At 29.9% G+C, this 23,962-nt stretch carries 25 protein-coding genes; 2 read left to right on the top strand and 23 right to left on the bottom strand.

Annotation, left to right across the window (positions count from 1 at the left end; translation table 11 throughout):
* Nucleotides 1–27 precede the first annotated feature (27 nt).
* Both B3Z56_RS00555 and B3Z56_RS00550 read right to left on the bottom strand, forming a co-directional pair.
* Nucleotides 28–708: a F0F1 ATP synthase subunit A gene (locus B3Z56_RS00555; protein WP_035135388.1), complete on the bottom strand. Its 681-nt coding sequence runs from the start codon at nucleotides 706–708 to the stop codon at nucleotides 28–30.
* A gap of 4 nt (nucleotides 709–712) precedes the next feature.
* A complete protein-coding gene (locus B3Z56_RS00550; protein ID WP_035135386.1) occupies nucleotides 713–1,087 on the bottom strand; it encodes an ATP synthase subunit I in 375 nt (124 codons plus the stop codon).
* Nucleotides 1,088–1,908: 821 nt separating this feature from the next.
* Here B3Z56_RS00550 and B3Z56_RS00545 point away from each other — a divergent pair.
* Nucleotides 1,909–2,457, top strand: coding sequence for an NADH peroxidase (locus B3Z56_RS00545; RefSeq protein ID WP_035135384.1), 549 nt, complete (start codon nucleotides 1,909–1,911; stop codon nucleotides 2,455–2,457).
* Nucleotides 2,458–2,628: 171 nt separating this feature from the next.
* On the opposite strand, the gene upp is transcribed toward B3Z56_RS00545, so the two are convergent.
* The 9 genes from upp to B3Z56_RS00500 all read right to left on the bottom strand — a co-directional run bounded on the left by upp (nucleotide 2,629) and on the right by B3Z56_RS00500 (nucleotide 9,842).
* Nucleotides 2,629–3,258 (bottom strand): uracil phosphoribosyltransferase, encoded by a 630-nt coding sequence (gene upp, locus B3Z56_RS00540; RefSeq protein WP_035135383.1) that lies wholly within the window; start codon nucleotides 3,256–3,258, stop codon nucleotides 2,629–2,631.
* A gap of 20 nt (nucleotides 3,259–3,278) precedes the next feature.
* Entirely contained in the window at nucleotides 3,279–3,728 is a 450-nt protein-coding gene (rpiB, locus tag B3Z56_RS00535; RefSeq protein WP_150846299.1) for a ribose 5-phosphate isomerase B, read from the bottom strand.
* 14 nt (nucleotides 3,729–3,742) lie between these two features.
* Entirely contained in the window at nucleotides 3,743–4,792 is a 1,050-nt protein-coding gene (locus tag B3Z56_RS00530) for an L-threonylcarbamoyladenylate synthase (protein WP_346878043.1), read from the bottom strand.
* A gap of 28 nt (nucleotides 4,793–4,820) precedes the next feature.
* Complete coding sequence (locus tag B3Z56_RS00525; RefSeq protein WP_346846996.1) at nucleotides 4,821–5,567, bottom strand: ZIP family metal transporter; 747 nt, start codon at nucleotides 5,565–5,567, stop codon at nucleotides 4,821–4,823.
* 45 nt (nucleotides 5,568–5,612) lie between these two features.
* Nucleotides 5,613–6,197: a hypothetical protein gene (locus tag B3Z56_RS00520; RefSeq protein WP_150846296.1), complete on the bottom strand. Its 585-nt coding sequence runs from the start codon at nucleotides 6,195–6,197 to the stop codon at nucleotides 5,613–5,615.
* Between the two features lie 32 nt (nucleotides 6,198–6,229).
* The gene (prfA, locus tag B3Z56_RS00515) at nucleotides 6,230–7,306 is read right to left on the bottom strand and encodes a peptide chain release factor 1 (RefSeq protein ID WP_035135375.1); all 1,077 of its coding nucleotides are present in this window, start codon (nucleotides 7,304–7,306) and stop codon (nucleotides 6,230–6,232) included.
* Nucleotides 7,307–7,380: 74 nt separating this feature from the next.
* Nucleotides 7,381–8,232, bottom strand: a complete 852-nt coding sequence (gene prmC, locus B3Z56_RS00510) for a peptide chain release factor N(5)-glutamine methyltransferase (protein WP_346878042.1) — start codon at nucleotides 8,230–8,232, stop codon at nucleotides 7,381–7,383.
* 22 nt (nucleotides 8,233–8,254) lie between these two features.
* On the bottom strand, nucleotides 8,255–9,166 hold the full coding sequence (locus tag B3Z56_RS00505; protein WP_346878041.1) for a DUF1385 domain-containing protein: 912 nt from the start codon (nucleotides 9,164–9,166) through the stop codon (nucleotides 8,255–8,257).
* A 76-nt stretch (nucleotides 9,167–9,242) separates the two neighbouring features.
* Complete coding sequence (locus B3Z56_RS00500; RefSeq protein ID WP_035135373.1) at nucleotides 9,243–9,842, bottom strand: thymidine kinase; 600 nt, start codon at nucleotides 9,840–9,842, stop codon at nucleotides 9,243–9,245.
* Nucleotides 9,843–10,071: 229 nt separating this feature from the next.
* On the opposite strand from B3Z56_RS00500, the gene rpmE reads away from it, so the two are divergent.
* Nucleotides 10,072–10,281 (top strand): 50S ribosomal protein L31, encoded by a 210-nt coding sequence (gene rpmE / locus B3Z56_RS00495; protein ID WP_035135372.1) that lies wholly within the window; start codon nucleotides 10,072–10,074, stop codon nucleotides 10,279–10,281.
* Between the two features lie 95 nt (nucleotides 10,282–10,376).
* Here the strand turns inward: rpmE and rho are convergent, their stop codons facing one another.
* The 12 genes from rho to B3Z56_RS00435 form a co-directional block, all read right to left on the bottom strand.
* Nucleotides 10,377–11,882 (bottom strand): transcription termination factor Rho, encoded by a 1,506-nt coding sequence (gene rho, locus B3Z56_RS00490; RefSeq protein ID WP_346846993.1) that lies wholly within the window; start codon nucleotides 11,880–11,882, stop codon nucleotides 10,377–10,379.
* Nucleotides 11,883–12,265: 383 nt separating this feature from the next.
* A complete protein-coding gene (locus B3Z56_RS00485) occupies nucleotides 12,266–13,204 on the bottom strand; it encodes a sigma-54 interaction domain-containing protein (protein WP_346878040.1) in 939 nt (312 codons plus the stop codon).
* Between the two features lie 75 nt (nucleotides 13,205–13,279).
* Complete coding sequence (locus B3Z56_RS00480; RefSeq protein WP_346846991.1) at nucleotides 13,280–13,696, bottom strand: DUF1934 domain-containing protein; 417 nt, start codon at nucleotides 13,694–13,696, stop codon at nucleotides 13,280–13,282.
* Nucleotides 13,697–13,782: 86 nt separating this feature from the next.
* Nucleotides 13,783–14,763: a tRNA 4-thiouridine(8) synthase ThiI gene (locus B3Z56_RS00475; protein WP_346846990.1), complete on the bottom strand. Its 981-nt coding sequence runs from the start codon at nucleotides 14,761–14,763 to the stop codon at nucleotides 13,783–13,785.
* A gap of 180 nt (nucleotides 14,764–14,943) precedes the next feature.
* Entirely contained in the window at nucleotides 14,944–15,966 is a 1,023-nt protein-coding gene (locus B3Z56_RS00470; RefSeq protein WP_346846989.1) for a D-alanine--D-alanine ligase family protein, read from the bottom strand.
* A 120-nt stretch (nucleotides 15,967–16,086) separates the two neighbouring features.
* Nucleotides 16,087–16,818: a stage II sporulation protein R gene (spoIIR, locus tag B3Z56_RS00465; protein WP_346846988.1), complete on the bottom strand. Its 732-nt coding sequence runs from the start codon at nucleotides 16,816–16,818 to the stop codon at nucleotides 16,087–16,089.
* A 113-nt stretch (nucleotides 16,819–16,931) separates the two neighbouring features.
* Nucleotides 16,932–18,110 (bottom strand): Ger(x)C family spore germination protein, encoded by a 1,179-nt coding sequence (locus B3Z56_RS00460; RefSeq protein WP_346878039.1) that lies wholly within the window; start codon nucleotides 18,108–18,110, stop codon nucleotides 16,932–16,934.
* Nucleotides 18,100–19,200: a GerAB/ArcD/ProY family transporter gene (locus B3Z56_RS00455; RefSeq protein ID WP_346877566.1), complete on the bottom strand. Its 1,101-nt coding sequence runs from the start codon at nucleotides 19,198–19,200 to the stop codon at nucleotides 18,100–18,102. The genes B3Z56_RS00460 and B3Z56_RS00455 overlap by 11 nt, the downstream gene beginning before the upstream one ends.
* Nucleotides 19,201–19,228: 28 nt before the next feature.
* Nucleotides 19,229–20,713, bottom strand: coding sequence for a spore germination protein (locus tag B3Z56_RS00450; RefSeq protein WP_346877565.1), 1,485 nt, complete (start codon nucleotides 20,711–20,713; stop codon nucleotides 19,229–19,231).
* Nucleotides 20,714–20,777: 64 nt separating this feature from the next.
* On the bottom strand, nucleotides 20,778–20,978 hold the full coding sequence (locus B3Z56_RS00445) for a CLC_0170 family protein (RefSeq protein WP_346846984.1): 201 nt from the start codon (nucleotides 20,976–20,978) through the stop codon (nucleotides 20,778–20,780).
* Between the two features lie 232 nt (nucleotides 20,979–21,210).
* Nucleotides 21,211–22,053 (bottom strand): 4-(cytidine 5'-diphospho)-2-C-methyl-D-erythritol kinase, encoded by an 843-nt coding sequence (gene ispE / locus B3Z56_RS00440; protein WP_346846983.1) that lies wholly within the window; start codon nucleotides 22,051–22,053, stop codon nucleotides 21,211–21,213.
* A 176-nt stretch (nucleotides 22,054–22,229) separates the two neighbouring features.
* Nucleotides 22,230–23,792, bottom strand: coding sequence for a DUF3794 and LysM peptidoglycan-binding domain-containing protein (locus B3Z56_RS00435; RefSeq protein WP_346878038.1), 1,563 nt, complete (start codon nucleotides 23,790–23,792; stop codon nucleotides 22,230–22,232).
* Nucleotides 23,793–23,962 lie beyond the last annotated feature (170 nt).

Below are 23,962 nucleotides of genomic sequence, written 5' to 3'. Positions count from 1 at the left end.
TAATTTTTATTTAGTTAAATTTAGTTTTTAATGTTCTGCTGTAATCTTAATATTAATCATTGTTAACATTACAAAAATAATCATTTGTATGGTTCCATCAAATATATCAAAATAGAAATGGAACGGTATAGGTAATCCTATTGCTGCAATAAAATTTAATCCTGTAAGAGCTCCGTATAGAAGTTCCATAATCATTGTTGCTGCAAAGATATTTCCAAAAAGTCTTAGACTTAATGATATTGGAAGCATAATCCTCTCCATTATATTTATTGGTAACAATAATGGAACAGGAGATGCATATCCTTTAAAGTAACCCCAAAGACCTAACTTTTTAATAGTATGCCCTTGAATTACAAAAAAAGTAGTAAGTGCAATTCCTAAGCTTACACTAAAATCTGATGTAGGAGGCTTTATTCCAAATAACCCTACCATATTTAATAAAAATAAATAAATTCCTAAGGATCCTATGTAAGGAATAAAAGGACTTGAACCTGGTCCCATGTTATCTTTAACTACATTAGATAAAAATTCTATTCCAACTTCTACAATACTTTGTACCTTACCTGGAACTTTTTTAACCTTTCTACTATATAGAATGGATAAAACCAATGCTAATGCAATAAATACCCATTGTATAAAAACACTTGACATAACTTCATATTTATATCCAAAGATATTAATTGCAAACAAAGGTGCCATTTCTTCCATAACATCATACTCCTTTCTGGCTCTTCAAGCTAAAACCATAACATAATATAGCTAATAGCTGAGCCGTATATCCTGCAATAAAAATAAAAAAGCTCACCTCACTTTTCTTAATTATAGCGAGAGATATTCCACAAACAAGCCCTATTCTAACTATATAGGATAAAAGTATTAATAAACCTTTAAATCTCTTATCCTTCATAATAATCATTTCAGTTGTCAGTGAGTTAATAATAAAATTCACAAAACTACAAATTATCCCCAATAAAAAAAACCAGGATATCCAGTTAAAGAATAACATTAAAATTAATGAAACTATAATTCCTATAATAGAATCAAATAAGCCAACAAGCTTAATAACCTCTGAGCACTCTTTATTCATTGGATTGGACCACCTCGCTTTTGCATATATGATATTATACATCTAGGTTCAAATCTTCTAAAACCTAAATTTTCACCAAATTAGGTCAAATTAGTTCTAAAGAAGTAAATAATCAATAATAGTACAAGTTCTCTCTGCTTTGCTACATTTTTTGAGGTTTTACAATAAAAGGATTATTCCAAAAAACTTTTATTCATTTGTCTGTTAAAACTGAAAATTTACAATAAGTAGTCAAAAGAATTTAAAATATCAATTATTTTCTGAATTAAAAGATTTCTTACCAAAATGTTCCCTAATAAACTCTAATAAATCAATTTAAACCTCTACATTACACTTTATATATAAAAAAGTATATAATTGTATATTCATTGTATGCAATTTTTTATGCATTGCATTTATTAGAAAAACGGATGCTCCGTTTAATTTTACTTAATATTGATTAAATATTTACTAACTTATTCAAAATTCTAACTAATGAGGGCTACTCTCCTCTATAGAAACATTGTTTTTTGGCTTATTGCTTTATTTTTATCCCTTTAAGGTTATTTTTATTGTATCATATCGGTGCTATTTCTATACTAAACTAAATTATAAATATTTGAACTTTATATTAAAATACAGAATATTATATAATCTTAACCTTATTAAGTAATATAATAAAGTTATATTATTTTTTTATTACCTAAAAAAATAATAAAAAATAATAATTTTCTCTTGATAATTATTATTTAATAGTATATAATAAGTTCATAAGATAAATACATCGAGAAAATCTAAAAACAAAAATTATTATAATATGAAGATTTAAGGAGGAAATATTTATGAAAAAATTTGTATGTACAGTATGTGGTTATATTCACGAGGGAGATTCAGCTCCAGAGTTTTGTCCAGTATGTAAGGCAGGTGCTGATAAATTTGTAGAAAAATCAGAAGGCAACCTAGCTTGGGCTGATGAGCACAGAATAGGAATTGCAGCAGAAGTTGATCAAGAAGTAATCGAAGGATTAAGAGCTAACTTTACTGGAGAATGTACAGAAGTTGGAATGTACTTAGCAATGAGTCGTCAAGCAGATAGAGAAGGATATCCTGAAGTAGCTGAAGCTTATAAGAGAATAGCATTTGAAGAAGCTGAACACGCAGCTAAATTTGCTGAATTATTAGGAGAAGTAGTTGTAGCAGATACAAAAACTAATTTACAAATGAGAGTTGATGCTGAGCATGGTGCTTGCCAAGGTAAAAAAGACCTTGCTACATTAGCTAAAAAATTAAACCTAGATGCAATTCACGATACAGTTCATGAAATGTGCAAAGATGAAGCTAGACACGGTGCTGCTTTCAACGGTTTATTACAAAGATATTTTGGTAAATAACTCCCATTCCCCCAATTTGATAAAATTTACCTAAATAATATATGGAGCTCTAGTATTAACTAGGGCTCCTTTTTGTATGCAATCTAATATGTTAATATTATTTTTATTAGAAAAATACCCTGATTAGAAATCTAAATCTAATCAGGGCAATATTACAATTGTAATAATATACTACTTAGTTCCGAATAAACGATCTCCAGCATCACCTAATCCTGGAACAATATATCCATGTTCATTTAATTTCTCATCTATTGAAGCTAAATATATATCTACATCTGGATGTGCTTCCATAACAGCTTTTATTCCTTCAGGAGCTCCAACAAGACACATAAGTCTTATATTTTTAGCCCCTCTTTTCTTAAGAGCATTTATTGCATCTATAGCTGAACCTCCAGTTGCAAGCATTGGGTCAGTTACTATAATATCTCTATCTTCTATATCTTGAGGTAACTTACAGAAGTATTCTACTGGCATTAAAGTTTCTTCATCTCTATACATACCTATATGTCCAACTTTAGCTGCAGGTATAAGCTTAAGCATTCCATCAACCATTCCAAGTCCAGCTCTTAATATAGGTACTATTGCCATTTTCTTTCCTGCAAGAACTTTACACTTTGTAATTCCTATAGGAGTTTCAATTTCTACTTCTTCTAGTTGCATATCTCTAGTAACCTCATAAGCCATAAGCATAGCAACCTCTTCTACTAATTCTCTAAAGTCCTTAGACCCCGTATTTATATCTCTCATGAATGCTAATTTATGTAGTATTAATGGATGGTCTATTTGTGTAACTTTACTCATATGTTCTTATCCTCCTAAAATTATTTATTATATTTTTTTTCTATCTCCATTATCTTGTTAACCCTATTCTCGTGTCTTCCACCTTCAAAGGTTGATCCAAGAAATGCATCAACTATATCTAAAGCAAGTCCGGTTCCTACAACTCTTTCTCCCATTGCTAATATATTGGCATTATTATGTTCTCTAGTAGCATGTGCACTAAAAGTATCACTGCATAGCGCCGCTCTTATTCCTGGTATTTTATTAGCTGATATACTTATTCCAATTCCTGTACCGCATATTAAAATTCCATAATCATATTCTTTAGCAACTACTGCTTCAGCCACTTTTTCAGCAAAATCTGGATAGTCACAAGAATCTTCTGTATATGTACCATAATCCCTAACTTCTATGTTCTTTTTTTCTAAATGTTTAATTACTTCTTTTTTTAATCTTAAACCACCATGATCACTACCTATTGCTATTTTCATATTTATCCCTCCAATTATACTTTTAATATGTTAAAGCCAGCACTTTTTTTTAGTCTATTCATTACTGCAGTACCTACTCCACTCTCTTCAAATGCTTCACAAAGAATTATATCAATGTCTATACTATCAAAACTTCTTAAAACTCTAAATAAATTTTTACCTATATCTTCTATATCACATCTTGCTCCAATAGAAATAACAGTTCCTTTATTATATAAAGATTTTGTTTCATCAGTTGCAATAATTCCAACTTTTTTACCTTGTTTAATATAATTTAATACTATTTCATTAATTTTTGCAACAACTTTATCTATATCACCGTCTACTATCTTCACAGGAGCCTTCGGTGCATAATGTCTATATTTCATTCCTGGTGCCTTAGGCTTAAAATCTTCTGTAGGCTTTGATAATACAGATGGATCTATATAAACCTTATTATCTATTTCCCTTAACATCTCTAAGGTTATAGCGCCTGGTCTTAAAATACATATAGGTGAAACTGTACAATCTACTATAGTTGATTCTACACCTACAATACTATTTTCTCCTCCTAATATATAGTCTATCTTTCCCTCTAAATCTTCAACACAACTTTCCATGTCTGTAGGACTAGGTCTACCGGATATATTAGCTGAAGGTGCTGCTATAGGTACTCCAGCGGCTTTTATTAAACCTATAGCGATATTATTTTGTGGCATTCTAATTCCCACAGTAGGCAACTTTGCACTAGTAACCTGTGGAACTAGTTCAGTCTTCTCAAGTATTATGGTTATTGGTCCTGGCCAAAACTTTTTTATTATTTCTCTTGCTACAATTGGTACATTTTTAACATAGGGCTCTATATTATAATCCCCTACATGAATAATCAGAGGATTATCTTGTGGCCTACCCTTTGCCATAAAAATTTTAGATACTGCTTCACTATCTAACGCATTAGCACCTAATCCATATACGGTTTCCGTAGGGAAGGCTACAAGGCCACCATCTTTTATAACTTTTCCTGCTTCTTTTATCACACTTTTATCTGGAGTCTTCTCACTTAACATCACAACTTTTGTTTTCATACCTATTAACACCCACTTCAATAATCCATTAAAATAAATTTATCATTACAAACCCAAATATAATTCCAAATATAATCCACATTGCATTTGTATAACTACTATGCAATTCATTGCTTTCCGGAAGCATTTGCCCAAAAGCTACATAAAGCATAATTCCACTGGCAAAGGCAATACTATAGCCTAAAAATGCAGATGATATAGAATTAATTAACATACCTATCCAGGCTCCTATAACAGTTGGAAATGCTACTAAAAAACTATACCATAAAATTTTAAATGGTTTCTTTCCAGCAGCTATTAACGGTGTTGCCATGGCAATTCCTTCTGGGATATCATGAATTGATATTAATATACTCATCTTTATACCTAATCCCGAACCTTTAACAAATCCAAAACCCATTATAATGCCTTCTGGAAAGTTGTGCATCATTAACCCTAAAGCCATTAATATTGCAACTTTTGTATGATTTATCATATTTGGATTTCTATCATTACTGTGGCTACTTACTTTAATTAAACAATCTATAAAATATATAACTATTACTCCAATAATTATAACTATGAGAGTTCTAATAAAGCCAATCTTATCAATTGATTCTGGTATAAGTTCTAAGAAAATTATTGATATAATTATTCCTGTAGCAACTGCCAATAAAACTCCTAATAACTTGTCAGTAGGATTTTTTAAGGATACTCCAATTAATGCACCAACCATAGTTCCTATTAGAGATACTATAGCAGAAAAAACTCCTATTATAAATATAGTACTATTCATAATTTCTCCTTGAAAATTATTATTAGTAAAATATATTTATAAACTCTATATTTTATTCTGTTTTCTATATTCTTTTATATTAGCTATAGCATCCTCAGTAAATACAGCAGTTACACAATACTTAAAAAGTAAATCTAATAGCATATATTTCTTTACTCCACCTCGTTTTACTACAAAGTAATAATAGTCATCATCCTTAGGCATCTTTACTTTAACATAATATTTCCCTATACCACTGAATCTCTCTAGCACTTTATTCGTAACCAATCTCAATCTTTTATTTCTAAACTTAGACTTTGTTATTATCAATATATCAAAGTACTTTTCTTGAGGTATTGTATGAATAATTGCTACTTTACTATAGTGAATTTTATATTTTATTCTACCACCTAAAATAGATATCAGTATTTTATCTTCATATAATTGAAACTTTAAATATTCTTCATTGTATCTCATTAGTACAGAAAATAATATTAAACTTTCAATAACACAAAGATATATAATAAAAAATATATTTATTTGTTTAGCTATAAGCAACACTATAGGCAATATTATAAAAATAAAGCCCATAGATAGCATAAACCTTTTGTAAGATTTTCTTTGCTTCTTTAGGACTTTATCTATATCCATTAAGTAATCCTCCACCTTACAAAATTTAATACCTAAATACCATTTCCCATTGCCTTCATTTTTTCGGCTTGGTCAGCAGTTATTAACCCATCTAACATCTCATCTATATCTCCATCTAGGAAAGCTTCAAGTTTATAAAGAGTTAATCCTATTCTGTGATCTGAAACCCTTCCTTGAGGATAGTTATAGGTTCTAATTCTTTCACTTCTATCTCCAGTTCCAACTTGACTCTTTCTATCATCTGCAATTCCTTTAGCTCTTTCTGCTTCTGCTGCTTCATATAGTCTAGCTCTTAATATTTTCATAGCCTTTTCCTTGTTTTTAAGCTGGGATTTTTCATCTTGGCATGAAACTACAAGTCCTGTTGGTAAGTGAGTCATTCTTACTGCTGAATCTGTTGTATTAACGCACTGTCCACCATTTCCTGAAGCTCTAAATACGTCTATTTTTATATCATTCATATTTATGTCGATATCTACGTCTTCAACTTCTGGAAGTACTGCAACAGTGGCTGTAGATGTATGGATTCTACCACTTGATTCCGTGTCAGGTACCCTTTGAACTCTATGCACTCCACTTTCATATTTCAGTTTACTATAAGCCTTATCACCTTTAACCATGAATACTACTTCTTTAAATCCACCGATATCAGTTTCATTAGCACTCATTATTTCTACTTTCCATCTGTTACGCTCTGCATATCTTGTATACATTCTAAATAAATTGGCTGCAAATAAAGCTGCTTCATCTCCGCCAGCTCCACCTCTAATTTCTATAAATACGTTTTTATCATCATTAGGGTCTTTAGGTAATAATAATATTCTTATTTCTTCCTTAGACTTCTCGCATTGTTCCGTTAATGCCTTTATATCTTCTTGAATCATCTCTCTCATTTCTCTATCTGATTCTTCATTTAGCATTTCTTTATTTTCAGCTAATGCATTTTCAGCATCTCTGTATTCTCTATACCTTCCTACTATTATCTCTAATTCTGCATGCTCTTTACAAAGTTTTTGCCACTCCTTTTGATTAGCCATAATACTAGGATCACTAATCATATTTGATAATTCATCATATTTGTTTTCTAAAAAACCTAATCTCTCTAACATATATTAACACTCTCCGTAATTTAATCATAAATCTTAATTTTTTACATCATTACATTATATCATAAAAATATTATTTATGGTAACTTTCCTATGACAACTCGATGATTTCCACCCAAATCCCTTAAACTATATATATCACTAAATCCTTCAGTTTTCATGATAGATTTTACTTCCATTTCCTGATCATGTCCTATTTCAAAACATAAATATCCATCAGAGGAAAGTACCTCTTTTCCTTCTTTGCATATCCTTCTATAGAAATCAAGTCCATCTTGACCTCCTGAAAGAGCTAGGTGAGGTTCAAAGTCTTTAACATCTTCCATAAGGGTAGGAATTACTTCCTCCTTAATATATGGTGGATTTGACACTATCATATTAATTTTTAAACCTTCTTTTATAGGTAATTGAAATAAGTCACTTTTATTTACATTGGTCTTTTCTCCTAAATTTAAGTTTGAAATATTTTTTTTAGTTACATTTAATGCTATATCACTTACGTCATATAACCACACTTTGCTATTTTTTACATAATGGCCTATGGAAATTCCAATAGCTCCACTTCCACAGCACATATCACATATTAAACTTATATTATTTTTCTTTATTATAGAAATACACTCTTCTACTAAAATCTCTGTATCTGGTCTTGGTATCAACACTCCCTCTTCTACGAAAAAGTTAATACCCATAAACTCAACTTGCCCTAGAATATATGCCATAGGTTTCTTACAACTTCTTAAATTTATAAGTTTAAAAAACTCTTGCTCTTTATCTAAAGTTAATATTTCTGACCTGTTCATAATTATATACAACTTTTCTACATTTAAAACCCTACATAATAGAAGCTGTGCATCTATTATGTATGATTCAATATCACTGCTTTTTAATATATCATATGCCTTTATTAACGCTTCATTTATATTCATATTGTTCCTCATTCACTATAATTCATTCTAACCCCTCTGCAGCTTTTAATGAAGTTATTGCAACTTCAAGCATAGATTCATCGGGTTCTTGTGTTGTTATCTTTTGCAAAAGTAACCCTGGCCATGCAATAATTTTTGATATTTTACTATCACTCTTTCCTAGCCATTTTATAACCTCATAAGTTACTCCAGATACTACTGGTAGTAATAAAACTCTAGAAATCACTCTCTGACCTATAGATTGCCATCCCGTGAAGGAAAATATAATTATACTAATAACCATAACTAAGAATAAAAAATTAGTTCCACACCTTGGATGGAGTCTTCCAAACTTCTTAGCATTTTCTGGTGTTAAATCTATACCACTTTCATAGCAAAATATAGTTTTATGCTCAGCTCCATGATATTGATATACTCTTTTTATGTCTTCTAGTTTTCCAACAATAAATATATAGCTTATAAATATTATAACTCTTATTATCCCTTCTATAATATTTAAAACTACCACATTAGATGTTATTGTTTTTTTCACCAAACTAGTCAATGCCGTTGGTAAAATAAAAAAGAGTAATATAGAAAAAGCTAGGGAAAGAACTAATGATATACCCATTAGTACACTATTTCCTTTCTCCTTAAAAACTTTATCAAACCATTTATCAAATTTAGATTCTGACTCTTTCTCATCATCCTCAAAGAAAGAAGCTGAATACTCTAAGCTTTTTATGCCTATAATTAAAGATTCTATAAGAGATATAAATCCTCTTATTATAGGAAATCCAAAAAATTTATTTTTCTTAGTCAAGCTTTCACTTGATTCTTTTTTAACTTCAATACTACCATTAGGAAGCCTTACAGCAGTTGCAAGCCCCTTAGTTCCCCTCATCATTACACCCTCTATAACTGCCTGTCCCCCGACTGTTGTCTTCTTTTCCATTTTAACACCTGCCTTCTATTTCTTATTTCTAACTTCATAATATTATCTTAATATAAGCATCCTATTATTTTAGCTATTATCTACTATTTGCCGCTTCCTCTTCATACTTAATATAACATTCTGCACAAAGAGACTCGTACTCTACATTATCTTCATTATCAATGGCAACTTGATTACCTTCAAAAACAAATTTACCATTAATCTTTCTTCCATTTAATATAGCTTTCTTACCACATTTACAAATTGTTTTTAGCTCCTCTAAACTATGAGCTACTAGTAAAAGTCTTTCACTACCTTCAAAGCCCTCCATCTGAAAATCTGTTCTTAAACCATAGCATATTACTGGAATATTTAATTTAACAGCTATCATAAACATTTCATCAACTTGAGCTTTTGTAAAAAACTGAACTTCATCTGCTAGTATGCAGTGAATTTGTCCATTTTTCTTTATATAATCTTCTACAGTAGTAAAAATATTCTCTCCTTTAGAAAAACTTAAATCTACTTCTTTTGTAACTCCAAGCCTAGATACAATTTTATTTCCTCCCTTTGTATCAGTCTTGGGTTTAATTATTATTACTTTCATTCCTCTTTCTTCATAATTATAAGCTACTTGAAGAAGATTTGTAGACTTTCCACAATTCATTGCTCCATATCTAAAATATAGTTTACTCATAGTAATATTCCTCCAAAGTCCATCAATTAATCACATAATATTATTTTAGTAGAAAAAACTCCATTAATCAAATTAATATTATAAGTACATTTTCAAAAATAAATATTTTTATATACACTAATACTATATAATACAATTAATAATCATATTGACCTTATTTTATCTCTATGTTATAATCTAATAGTTGATAATACGGGTATGTATGTTATATCGAAAGAGGTGAAATGAAATGCAAGAAGGAATACATCCAAACTATAACGACGAAGCTGTTGTTAAGTGTGCTTGTGGTAATACTTTTGTAACAGGTTCTGTTAAATCAGAATTAAAAGTTGATATTTGTTCAAAATGTCATCCATTCTTTACTGGTAAGCAAAAGAATGTAGACGTTGGTGGAAGAGTTGACAAGTTTATGAAAAAATTCAACCTTAAAAGCGAATAATCATATATATTTTTATGTAGGAGAAGAATACTTCTCCTATTTTTTTATGTCCAAAAGCCATAGGTATAAACTCTACCTATGGCTTTTCATATAATCTATTTTAATATGTCTTGGTTTTTAGATACAATTTCAAAAAATTCTTCATTATTGTTAGTTTTTGATAAAATTCCTATAAGTTTTTCAGTAACAGCTTGAGGGTTCCCTGTCTTATACATAATCTTTCTTATGTTATAACTAACTTCAAGCTGTGATTTTGTAAGAAGCAAATCCTCTCTACGAGTTCCTGACTTATAAATATCTATAGCTGGGAAGATTCTACGTTCTTGTAGCTGTCTATCAAGGTGTACTTCCATGTTACCAGTACCCTTAAACTCTTCAAAAATCATATCATCCATCCTACTTCCAGTCTCAACCAAAGCTGTAGCAAGAATAGTTAAACTTCCGCCTTCCTCAACATTTCTAGCTGCACCAAAAAACTTTTTAGGCATAAGTAAAGCTCCTGTATCTAATCCACCTGATAGAGTTCTACCCGTTCTAGTTATTGTTAAGTTGTAAGCTCTAGCTAATCTTGTTAAACTATCTAAAAGAATTATTACATCTTGTCCTTGTTCTACCATCCTTTTTGCTCTTTCAAGTACCATATAAGCTACCTTCGCATGATGTTCTGGCTCTTCATCAAAGGTTGAGTAAATTACATCTCCCTTAATAGATCTTTGCATGTCTGTAACCTCTTCTGGTCTTTCGTCGATAAGAAGTACTATAACTTTAACTTCTGGATGATTAACTGCTATACTATGAGCAATTTTCTTTAAGATAGAAGTCTTTCCCGCTTTAGGTGGAGCAACTATTACACCTCTTTGACCTTTCCCTATAGGTGATAATATGTCCATTAATCTAGTTGATAAATCTTTAGAATCCTCAGTTTCTAATTTCAATCTCTCTGTAGGATATATAGGAGTTAGTCTCTCAAAAGATGTCCTCCCAACAGCTCTCTCTGGATTTTCACCATTTATTTTTGTTACTTGTAGAAGAGCTTGATACTTTTCTCCTTCTTTAGAGCTTCTTACTTTACCTTCTACTTCATCACCATTCTTAAGATTAAATCTTCTAACTTGGGATATTGAAACATATATATCGTTATTTCCACTTAAATAGTTATTCATTCTAAGTAATCCAAAATTAGCATTGTCACTTAATTCGAATATTCCTTTTGATGTTTCTGATTCACTTATTAAACTCTTTAATCTTTCACGCTTTTCTTCTATACTATCAACCTTTTCTTCCACTACAGTTTCCTTTGATTCTTCAATGTCCAAACCTTTACTAATAACTTCATCTTTACTATTATCTTCTTCTACATCTTTCTTAGTAAGTTTCTCCTTAAGAATTATACCTTCTTTTTTTATTTGAGCAGGTTGTATTTTTTCATCATCCTTATGGGAATCTTCTTCATTTTTAATCTCAACAGATTTTAAAGATACTCTTTCAATTTCTTCAATTAATTCATTCTTTTTAAACTTAGTAATATTTTTTATTCCTAATTCCTTTGCAATACTCTTTAATTCTATAACACTCATGCTATGTAAATTTTCACTATTCAAAGGATCACCTCCTAATTGTATATTTCATTTAAATGTAACTTTGGAAAATAATATTTATATGATTAATATAATTCGATATTATTTATAAATGATAGAAGTTTGAAGCTTTCTTTTAAAATGTATTAAAATTTTGTATTGTTTATTTTATTTGTTTAATCTATTCATATAATTATATATAACTAAACTTGCTGTAGTATAGATTTTACTATATAAGTATACACTATATTTTCAAAAAATCTATTACCAACTAAAATATTTATTGTTATATCAATAAATATTTTACTTTAAATTGAAAAATCTAAGAACTCTGTTTATTATTTTAACCAAATATTTCTATACATATACAGAACTAAGCTATTTAAATAATCTATAATAATTTAAAACTACTTATCCTTATCTATCAAATCCATTATATTATACTTAGTTATTTTATATTGAAGTGTTTGCCTTGGTATATTAAGAAATTTACTTGCTTTACTTACATTATTACTATGAATAATTAAAGCTTCCTTTATATATTTAATTTCCATATTCACAAGTTTATCTTTAAGGGACAAACTTTCAATAATATTTCCTAATTGCAAATCAGATATTTCAATAATTCCATGCCTTTTATAATTTAAAGCACCTTCGACTATATGTTCTAATTCTCTCACATTTCCATCATAGTCTTTTTTCATTAAAATTTCTAATGCATAACTATCTATTCCATTAACATTAGTACCTAATCTTTTATTATGCTTTTCTATAAACATTGATACAAGTATAGGTATGTCTTCTTTTCTAGAATTTAATTCAGGCATGTTAATTCTTATAACATTAAGTCTATAGTATAAATCTTTTCTTAATTTATTGCTCTTAACTAAAAAATCAGGATTCTCATTTACTGATGCTATTATTCTTATATCTGTTTTTCTAGTGTTAGTCTCACCGATTCTTCTAAATTCTCCTTCTTGAAGAACCCTTAAGAACTTTCCTTGAAACATTATATCCATAGAATTTAACTCATCTAAATACAAAGTACCACCATTGGCTATATCAAATAACCCTTCTGACTCTATAGCTCCAGTAAAACCACCTTTTCCTACTCCAAAAAAAATACTCTCTAATAAATTGTCTGGAATTGCAGCACAGTTCTGTGCTATAAAGGGCTTTTTTCTTCTTATTGAACTATTATGTATAGCTTGTACTATCAATTCTTTGCCTGTGCCAGTATCACCATAAACGAAAATTGGAGATTTTGAATTACATACCTTCATAGCTAATTCTTTAACATTTCTTATTTCTTTACTATTCCCAATTATATCTTCAAAACTATACAAAATTCACAACTCCTTTAATAATAGAAGCTATGCATTATATAATTATGCATAGCTTCTAAGTAAAACATTTTTGTACTATTTAACATTTATGGTAGCTACAAGCTTAGTATTAATAATTTGGTCTTTGGCTATTATTACATCATAGTCAACTTTTACTTTTCCACCAGCTTCATTAATATCTATGTTTACATCATTAGTTTTAATTTTAATAGATAATCCACCATGAGGAGTATTATAAAGAATAGACGAACTACTCCCATTTTTAAACTCCATATTAGTATTTACATCCCCTTCTCTTATAAGATTAAAATAATTTTCACCTATTCTAAAAGTAGTTAACGTATCCCCTAACCCCGAAAGTTCTGTTTCTTCATACGTAGCAACATACTCATCATCTTCTTTGAAAAATGATCCTGGACTAACAATTTCAATGCATTCATCCTCATCATTATTCTGTATACTACTTACTCTAATTATAGCATCCTTATCCATAATATTTACCTCTATTCTTCCTAAGAATCTTATTTAAAATATATTTAAACTCTAAGGCTATTTTATTTACTCTTCTAAAAACTTTTCTATATAAGATAAGAATTTATTTCCTCATCAGTTGCACAAGTCTCTTCTACAATCCTGTGATCCTTACTTCCAAACTCTGAATATCTAACAGTGACCTTTGGTTCATCTTTACCTTTACTATATCTTATAGCAATCTTAGCTGCAATAGATATTACTTCTTCTGTAGCTTCACCTATAATTACTATCATAGAACCATTAAAGTCCTGAACTAATAGTATTGTATCACCTTCCTTAAGAAGACTTTTTATCATTTCTCCTTCTTCTTGAGTTCTTGTAGATATAACCTTAGCCTTAGGTGTAACTCTAAAATGACGACCTATTCTAAGTAATTCAAGCTCTCTTTCCTCTGGATTTTGGTTATGAGATAAAAGTTCTTTTAACCTAACAGAATAATTTGGCTCTGTTAATTTGCATCCTCCTGCTGGTGATGGATATTCCTTTATACCCCACTTATCAGCAAGCTCCATTTGAATCTTTCTTCCTCTACCTTGAATATTTAAAAGTCTTTCCCTATCTACAAGGCCATTCTCTTCCATCTCTGTAGGTTTAAGATTTTTAGCACAAAGAGGACGAAGAATTTTGCTTCCTATTCCACTTTCATTCTTAACTTTATCTAATGCACTTCTATTTTGAGACATAGGTCTTTGATTTAAAACCTCTCCAGTTATAATAAAATCTGCATCTAATTTTTCTAAGAGTTGTCCACAGTACTTCATCATCATAGCATGACAATCAATACAAGGATTCATATTTTTCCCATATCCGTTTTTAGGATTTTTAACCATCTTAAAATGTTCTTCCTTAAAATCTACTACTTCTAAAGGAATATCTATCTGTTTTACCATTCTTCTTGCATTTTCTTCGTTAAAAAAATAAGATTTAAAGCATATTCCAATAACCTCAATTCCTTGATCTTTAATTAACTTTGCTGCAAGAATACTATCTAAACCGCCTGAAACCATAGCTAATGCTCTTGTCATTTTTTTCTTCACCTAACTCTCTTAGTTTCTTTATCTTGTATCTTTTACTCTAATCTATAGTATATTAATCTCTTTATATCATATTAACTTATAGAAATATTAAAAATAACACATATAATAATATTACTATTTTCTTTTATTACTAGCAACTTGAAAGTAATGGTTAGTAAATTTTACTTACTAACCTCTTTCAACTGCCAATTCAATTAATCTATCTATAAGATTACTATAGGATAACCCTGTAGCTTCCCACATTTTAGGGTACATGCTTATACTTGTGAAGCCTGGTATAGTGTTTACTTCATTTAAATATATTTCTCCACTTTCCTTATCTACTAAAAAGTCCACTCTAGCCATGCCTGCACAATCTAATTTCTTATAAATTTTAAGGGATAAACTTCTTATAGTAGCCATCTCTTCATCATTTAAATTAGCTGGAATTAAAAGTTTAGATTCTGCATTAGAATACTTAGCTTCATAATCATAAAATTCCTTAGCTGGAATTATCTCTCCTGGAACTGAAGCTTTAGGGTCATCATTTCCAAGTACAGAAACTTCTATTTCCCTAGCATTTAATCCTTCCTCCACAAGAATCTTTCTATCATGTTTTAAAGCTTCTATTAATCCATTTTCAAGACTTTCTCTATCATGAGCTTTGGTTATTCCTACCGAAGAACCACTGTTAGCTGGTTTTACAAAACAAGGATATCCTAGCTTATGTTCAATTTTATTTATAAATTTCTCACTATCATTTCCATAATCAAAGGCATTTACCACTACATAGTCTGCTTGTTTTATACCTTCATGTTCTAAAAGATATTTCGTATAAACCTTATCCATACATACAGCTGAACTCATAACTGAAGGACCTACACATGGTAATTTCATAAGTTTACATAGCCCTTGAATAGTACCATCCTCACCATACATACCATGAAGTACAGGAAAAACTACGTCTACCTCTTTATTTAGTAATAATTTAATTCCATCTTCAACTTGATTTTTATAGTCTTCTTCCCATTTTCCATTTCCTATATTCTCTATATCACCTTTATAAAGAAACCATTTTCCCTCTTTGGTTATACCTACTGGAAATATACTATATTTTTCTTTATCTATATGATTTAGAACAGATGTTGCCGATACCCTAGACACCTCATGTTCTGTTGATTGTCCTCCAAATAGTATCGCTACCTTCTTCATATTTATCACTCCTAACAATAATTTTATCCTTGGTACAATCTATTCACTGTAAAATTAAATAGTGAACATAAATAAATTATACTCCTTATATTTTATATATGTTCACTACCATATTCAATATTATTTAAACAGATTTTTCAATATATCTTCTATTTTAAATTTTATTACTATATTATCATCTTCCGTATTATCCGCTAAAGCATCACTTACTTCTTTAATCTCTTCTATTTTTTCACTACTAACATTTTCTGAATTAGTGTTATCCACCATATTGAATTCTTCATCATCTAAAACTTTTTTCATTTCCTCTTCAGTCTCTTCATAGGCAACTTCACCTTTTGTTATATCTACAAAACATATAGGAGGAAACATAACACACCACCAATTTTGGCCTTCACCAGTTCCAATTATTATTCTATATGCTTCATATTCTCCTTGAGGCAAAGTAATATTACCATAGGTTTTAACAGGAAAGTTCTCTTTATCTAGGGTAGATTCTACAGAATAGTCATAACCATTTTCTTTTATAACTTCTCTAGCTATCTCAAGAACTTTTTCGTTTTCCCTATTTAAAATCTCTCTTGATTCTTCTATATTCTTACTGTCTTTTAAAAGTGGTTGTACATATTCTAAAACTTTATCTCTAACTTTAAGCTTTAGATTTTGATCTTTCTCACTATCACTATTAGCAATAACGTGAAACCTAATTAACTTTCCTGATATATCATCTATTGAAACATTATTAGACATCTTATTTTCAGAAATAAAATTAGCTGCTTCAACTCCCTGTACCTTAACTAAAAGTATAACTATAAAAAATATGGTAACAACTATAGATATAATTTTTTTCATTGTTTCTTCCTCCTAAAACTTAAAATCATATCTTAATTGTTACCACATGGACAAGTTATATTCACTTTTAATAATATTTTTATTAATATTTTAGAACATCATACTTTTAATATTTAATTTGATAACCCTATATTTCTTATATTATTGTTTACTTCAATAGATATTTCTGCATTTTCAAGAGCCTGTGGCCAGTTATCTTTTACTTCATTCCAAATTCCTTTATGAAACCTTCTTATATCACTTCCAATATCTAATACATCTACCTTTAAATTATTTCTAGTAAAATCTATAAGCTCTTGGAAGTCCTTTTTCATAGACTCATTAAATTGTTGTTCAATCTCCTTTATAACCTCACTATCTAAAGATTCAGCTTTAGAATAATACCCCTTTAAAGTACCTTCTGTATCAATGGTGTACTTAAGCTTTAATTTATTATCTTTATAATCTATATGTAAATCTCTATCTACATTTTTTATATAGTAGTCTATATTATGCCCTTCTTTATTTATAGCCTTTCTACAAGAACCAATATCTCCTCTAAGTATTTGAATATCTGTCATCTGATTATTATCTAAATAATCCTTTATGGTAAAATCTTTTATAACAGCCATACCTGTAAGCTGTATATCTTTTTCATTTTCAAGGGAAAAGACTGGTAACGCACTGGAATTGTAGGATTTAACCATGTCTATATATTTTGTTAAATTTACAGGTGCTACTGTCCCATTTTTACTACTGTTACCCATAAGACTAGTAATATAATTATCAATATTTTCTTCAGTTACAGGCTTAACTTCTACATAATCCTTGGCCTTTCCTTTAACTATAGTCATCATAATTGTTCTATTTAAACTTGGTTCTCTTTCAATATAATCCATTACTTCTTGTAAAACTTCAGGATACTTAAATAAGTCTTCACTTAAAAGTAATAGTTTACTATGTCCAAAGTGAAGAGTTCTACTACTCTTTGCAAGAGCTTTAAAGTATGTATCCGTCATTGAATACCCTTCTACCGTTATAGAAAGTTCTGAAGCAGTACCCTTTTTAGAATCCATATTTCTAATGTCTGGAAATCCATAAGTAACTCTTAATGTATTATTTTTTTCAATACTCTCTTCTGATGTATTCTCCTTAGAATTTATTATTTCACTCCTAGCTTTAATATCTTCACCTACATCTATTGCTATGGTAGATACAAAGGCTTTTCTATCAATCTCTACACTATCCCAACATCCAGTAAGAAGTAAAGATATCATCATTATAGGAATAAGTTTTATTATCTTATTCTTCACTTTGCATCCTCCTTTTCTTTATATAGCTTAATAATAGAGTTATTCCTATCACAACTATAATTGTTGTAATAAAACCAATTCTTAAATAGCCAAACTTAAAATTTCTTACTTCTATAATACTTTTAGGTATCATAGCTGCTAAATATACTATAGGAACATATATCATAGATGACGTTCTAATATCATCTAAATTAAGACTCTCTTTTAATATGGAAGAAGCAAAGTAATATATATTAGCAAAGGATGTAAAATAGAATATTACCCACAAGGACATAACTAAACCATCCCATTTTTCCAAAAATCCACTTCTTGAACTTATAGATTGTAGCATTGTTATGGTTGGGAATATACTTTCAGCAGTTTGTACTGATGATAAAGTAGCAGACACTAAGATAAATATTATCACATAGAACAGACCTACAAAAAGACTACTTCTTCTCAAAATAGGACCAATCTTTCCTTTTTCTCTTACATAGGGTATCAAAATAAAAGCAATAGAAAAGCCATTAAATAGAAATAGCATTTCAAAACTAGATATAAAGTAGTTTTGAATAGGCGAAGCACCTATTGGTAAAAGATTTTTAAAGTTTGCTTCAGGTAAAGTTAACAATAAAATTATTGCTAAAGGTAAAAACATAACCCAGAAGGCTATTTCATTAAAATGTACCACATTAACAAGGCCTCCACGACTTAAATACATTCCTATAAATATAAATGTTATTATTATTACTTCAGTAGGTGTGTTAACTAAAAGATACATGGTTATAACCTCAGAAAATACCCTAAGAGAAAATGCTAAAACAATTATTATCACCAATGAATATATTAAAGATATTATTGTTCCTAAAACCCCTCCATAGGTATCTTTTAATATAGGTGTAATATCCTTATATTTATTTATTTTAACTATTTCATATATACAAAAAAGAATTAAACAAATTGCAATTCCTGCTATTATTGCAGATATCCAACTATCCGCTCCTACATATTTAGCTACAATAGCGGGAGCATAAAAAACACCTACCCCTATCATGGATACTGATAGGCTAGCAAAGAGTGCAAATTCTTCAATAAATCCTTTATTTTTCATATTTCAACCTCCCAGCTATGGTAACACCTTATTTAGTACCACCTTGTCTTTTAGTTTTCTGTCTCACTTCATCTCGTGGCTTTAAGAAATGTGGCCTATCCTTAAAGACTTTAAGCGGCATTCTTACATATAGATCCTTTAAATCACTCCAAATTAAATCTACTGCTGGAGCAAGGTAAGGTATTCCAAAACTTTTTATTCTCGTTAAATGAATTATTAAGAATATAATACCTAGCATTATTCCATACAAACCAAAAACTGCTGCTAGAATAATAATCATTATTCTAAAATAAGTAAAGGCCGAAGTTACTGTATAGTTAGGTATTAAAAATGTTGTTATTGCTGTAAGTCCTAAAACTATAACCATTATAGGACTAACGAGTCCTGCCTCTACAGCTGATTGACCTATTATAAGTCCTCCAACTATACCAATAGTAGAACCAACTGGTTTCGGTAATTTTATAATAGCTTCAACTAAAAAGGCTAAACTAGCTTCCATGAGTAATACCTCTACATAGGCAGCAAAGGGTACTCCCTCTCTAGATGAAGCTATAGTATATGCTAGTTTTGTAGGAATTAAGTCTGTGTGAAATGTGGTTACAGCTACATACAAAGCGGGTAAAACTAAAGATACCAGTATTCCTACAATTCTGATGAACCTTACCATACTTCCACTTATCCAACTTGTATAGTAATCATCTGGTGATTGAAAGAAATCCACTAACACCGCTGGAACAATTAATGCAAAAGGTGAGCCATCTACAATTATTCCTATTCTTCCTTCATATAAAGCAGCAGCTACCACATCTGGTCTTTCAGTACTTTGCACTTGAGGAAATGGAGTTCTATCATTATCTTCAATAAATTGCTCAACATAACCACTATCTAAAATTGCATCAATATCAATTCTATCTAATCTTTCCTTCAATTCTTCTAATACATCAGTATTTACTATGTCATCTATGTATACTATAGCCATATCGGTTTTAGATCTAACACCACATTGTCTTCCCTCAATTTTAAGGCCTACATCCCTAATTCTTCTTCTAAGAAGTGCTGTATTAAACCTAATAGTTTCTGTAAAACCTTCTCTAGATCCACGTATTACAGTTTCTCCTGAGGGTTCACCAACTCCACGATTAGGCCAAGCTCTATTAGCTACCACTAATGCTCCTTGTAGGTTATCTATTAAAACTAAACTTTCACCTGACAATATTGCAGTAATTCCATCACTTAACTTATTAACTTCTCTCATATCAGATATAGCTATAATTCGATCTTTTATCTCCTTAGAATCAGTTACATTTCCACTCATCTTCATCATAGGTTCAAGTAAAAAATCATTTAATAATTCCTTATCTGCCATACCATCTATATATATGACTCCACAAAGAATGTCTCCAAACTTAAATTCCCTAAATACCATGTCGGATGTATCTTTAAATAATTTCTTAAGATAATCCATATTCTCTCTTGTGCTATTAGAAATATGTTCACGAATTTGATCCTTCATATAGATATCTCCTTCCCTTCAGTGCCACAAAATTAAAAATCTAATTTCTTCTGTATCTATTATTTTAGATAACGATTCCTCTCAGAATAAACATTCCAACCACAACTAACATCATAGCTATCCCAATTACTAAACTTTGTTTTTTAGCTTTTTGCTTATCCTCTCTTGAAAAATACCTTACATCGCTACCTACCATCATATACCCAGATACTAATATTAGTATTACTAGGTATATATCAAATCTTTCAATTAAAAGTCTCATCATAAATTATCATCCTTCAAATTTATATTTTAATTTATCAGCTATCTGGAACCTTAACAATTTCCTGCAAACCTAGTTTTACCTTAATATAAAGTTTATATTCATAAACAGAATTCTTTGCATAAACCTTTAACCTTCTTAAAATCTAATTTAACAAAAAAAATAAGAGTGCAATTCTCCTTGAATCACGCTCTTATCTCTAATTATATTATGGCTATTATTTTCTAAAGAAATTCTAGATGGTTCTTGTAACAAAAACCTCTTTATACTGTTCCAGTAACCTATCCGCACACTGATTTGCTTTATTAATGTCATTAAAAAAGCCAAAAACAGTAGGTCCACTTCCACTCATCATTGCTCCTAGTGCGCCTTCTTTGCACATAAAGTCCTTTATATCCTCAATTTCCTTATGATCCTTTATTGTTACAAGCTCTAGTAAATTCATCATATTATCAGCTACATATTTAACATCATCCCTAGCCATAGCTTTTATAACACCTTCCACATTAGGATGAACCTTTACCTCATTAAGCTTAAAACCCTTATAAGTATCCACTGTAGATACCCCAAAGTTGGGCTTAACAACTACCATTAGTTTATCTTTAAAATCCTTAAGGGGAGTTATAACTTCTCCAATCCCTTCACAAAGAGCCGTTCCCCCTTCTATACAATATGGTACATCTGCTCCTAGTTTAACTCCAAGTAATCTAAGCTCTTCATTACTAACATTAGGTTTATATATATCCCTCATAGCTCTTAAAGCTGCTGCTGCATCAGTACTTCCTCCTGCCATGCCAGCTTCTACAGGAATATTCTTTTCAATATGAACTTCCATCTCTCTTTTTATGCCATAGGTATCACAAAATAACTCTATTGCTTTATACACAAGGTTTTTATTATCTGTAGGGACAAACTCCTTATTACTTGTAATATGTATTCCTTCTGCTCCTTTATTAAAAGTTAATTCATCATATATATTAACAGTTTGCATAATCATCCTTAAAAGATGATATCCATCTTCTCTTTTCCCAATAATATCAAGGACTATATTTACTTTACCATAAGCTTTTACCTTCATCTATTCATACACCTCACTACAAATGAGAATAATCCTTTTTACTCTTTACGTCAAGAACTCTGTTTATAAGTGTGATACTCAGCTTATCAAAATAAAATGCCATGAAGTATAGAGCTAATACTACCCTTCATGGCATTTCTACTTAATAAATATTAAATATATCTAATTTAAAATCTTTAAACTGTAGCTCTTCCTGGTATAATTAATTTCTGAGATGGCTTAACTTCTTCCCCTTCAGCTAATTCATTAATATTCATAATTTCATCAACTGTAGTCAAGTATTTCTTAGCTATGCTCCAAAGAGTATCCTCTGGCTGAACTACATATATTATTATACTTGCTTTTTTCTCTGGAACTTCACCATCATTAATTGCCATGTTAACAACAAATTTATTTTTAATATTGTAATATGCCTTACAATGAACTTTAACAATGGCTCTAATAGATACATTTCCAGCTTCTAAACTTCCCTCTATCATCTCTAGAGATATATTAGCATTTGCTTGCATATTTGGATTTGTTCCAGCTATATCAACCTTGCAACTAAAAGGAATCTCATCCTCTACAGTAACTAAATACTGCTCTTCATCCTCAGTTGAATATAGCACATCAACCTTTAATAATCCTTCAATTTCTATCTTATCATTTTTAATATTTTTGTCAGTAATAGATACATTTCCTGTAGTCATTATAACTTTAATTGGTTTTAAATCATCATTCTTTACGTCAATATCTCCTTTAACCAAACTTTCAGTATATCCATGACCTTGTATCACATTAATATTATTTTCTTTAATATCCATGTTTAATAGTTTTGTAGGGCAATATACATCTTGTATAACTTCTACTTCTTCTTTATACATTACATGAGTAATAGCTTTAACTACAAATTCTACATCAATTACTCTGTTTTCACCCATATCATCTTGTCTAACATCATATTCAAAGGATTGAACTTCAAATTCAGTGAAGTATTCCATATTTGGTTTTAACTCATCAACGGTAACTTCTTTATATAAAGGTACACTTTCTGAAACACAGAACAAATCTCTTCCATTCTTGCCTTTATATAATATAGCTACATTAGCCATAGCCTCTATCTTGAGTCCACCATCATATATTCTTACATCCTTCTTACCAATAGTAACGTCATATTTTATAACCTTTAGACACTCATTTTTATCCATATCGATTTTAACTTCTGCTTTTCCAACTAATTCAATTTCTATAGGTTCCATAACCTTATCTACAGTCATAGGATTCTTTAAAAACTGAATATCCTTTCCTTCATGTACATCTTTAACTATCTCAAAGGAATTTATATTATATCCATTGCACTTGCATATAATAAATCCTTGAATAGCTATCTTTCTTTCATTAATAATAACACAATCCATATGTTCAATGTTTAGCTCTATATCGCAATACATATTTGATTGGGCACCAATCATGTCAATAGACTCAAAAATGTTACCATTATATACTACTGAATGAGCTTCAGTAGCTCCTCCATCTTTAGCCATATAAAGGATAGTATACTGAAGTTGCCCCTCTAAATTTACCTTATCAGTTCCAACCTCTTTATTTGTTATCATAGGCTTTACATCTAACATTAGTATATTATCCACATCTGGTAGCGTATCAGGTATAACATATTCTTCCTTTATGAACATCTTTGTGTCATTTTCAGCTATTGATTGCTCATATTCTATATAGTCTTTTATCAAATCCAAATCCATAACTTTCCCTCCTAAAATACCTACTAATAATGTATATATGAGAATGTTATGAAATATAACTACTTATATTAAATTTTCTTAAAAGAATAATTATTTATCCGATGACTACCAGCTCTAATACTCCCATCTTTTTCAAAGCTGGAGTAAAGAGCTGCTATGTCCCTGGATAA

The organism is Clostridium sp. UBA7791, from assembly GCF_002480755.1.
GTDB classification, from domain to species: domain Bacteria; phylum Bacillota; class Clostridia; order Clostridiales; family Clostridiaceae; genus Clostridium_J; species Clostridium_J sulfidigenes.
This window is presented reverse-complemented; position numbering and strand designations above follow the sequence as displayed.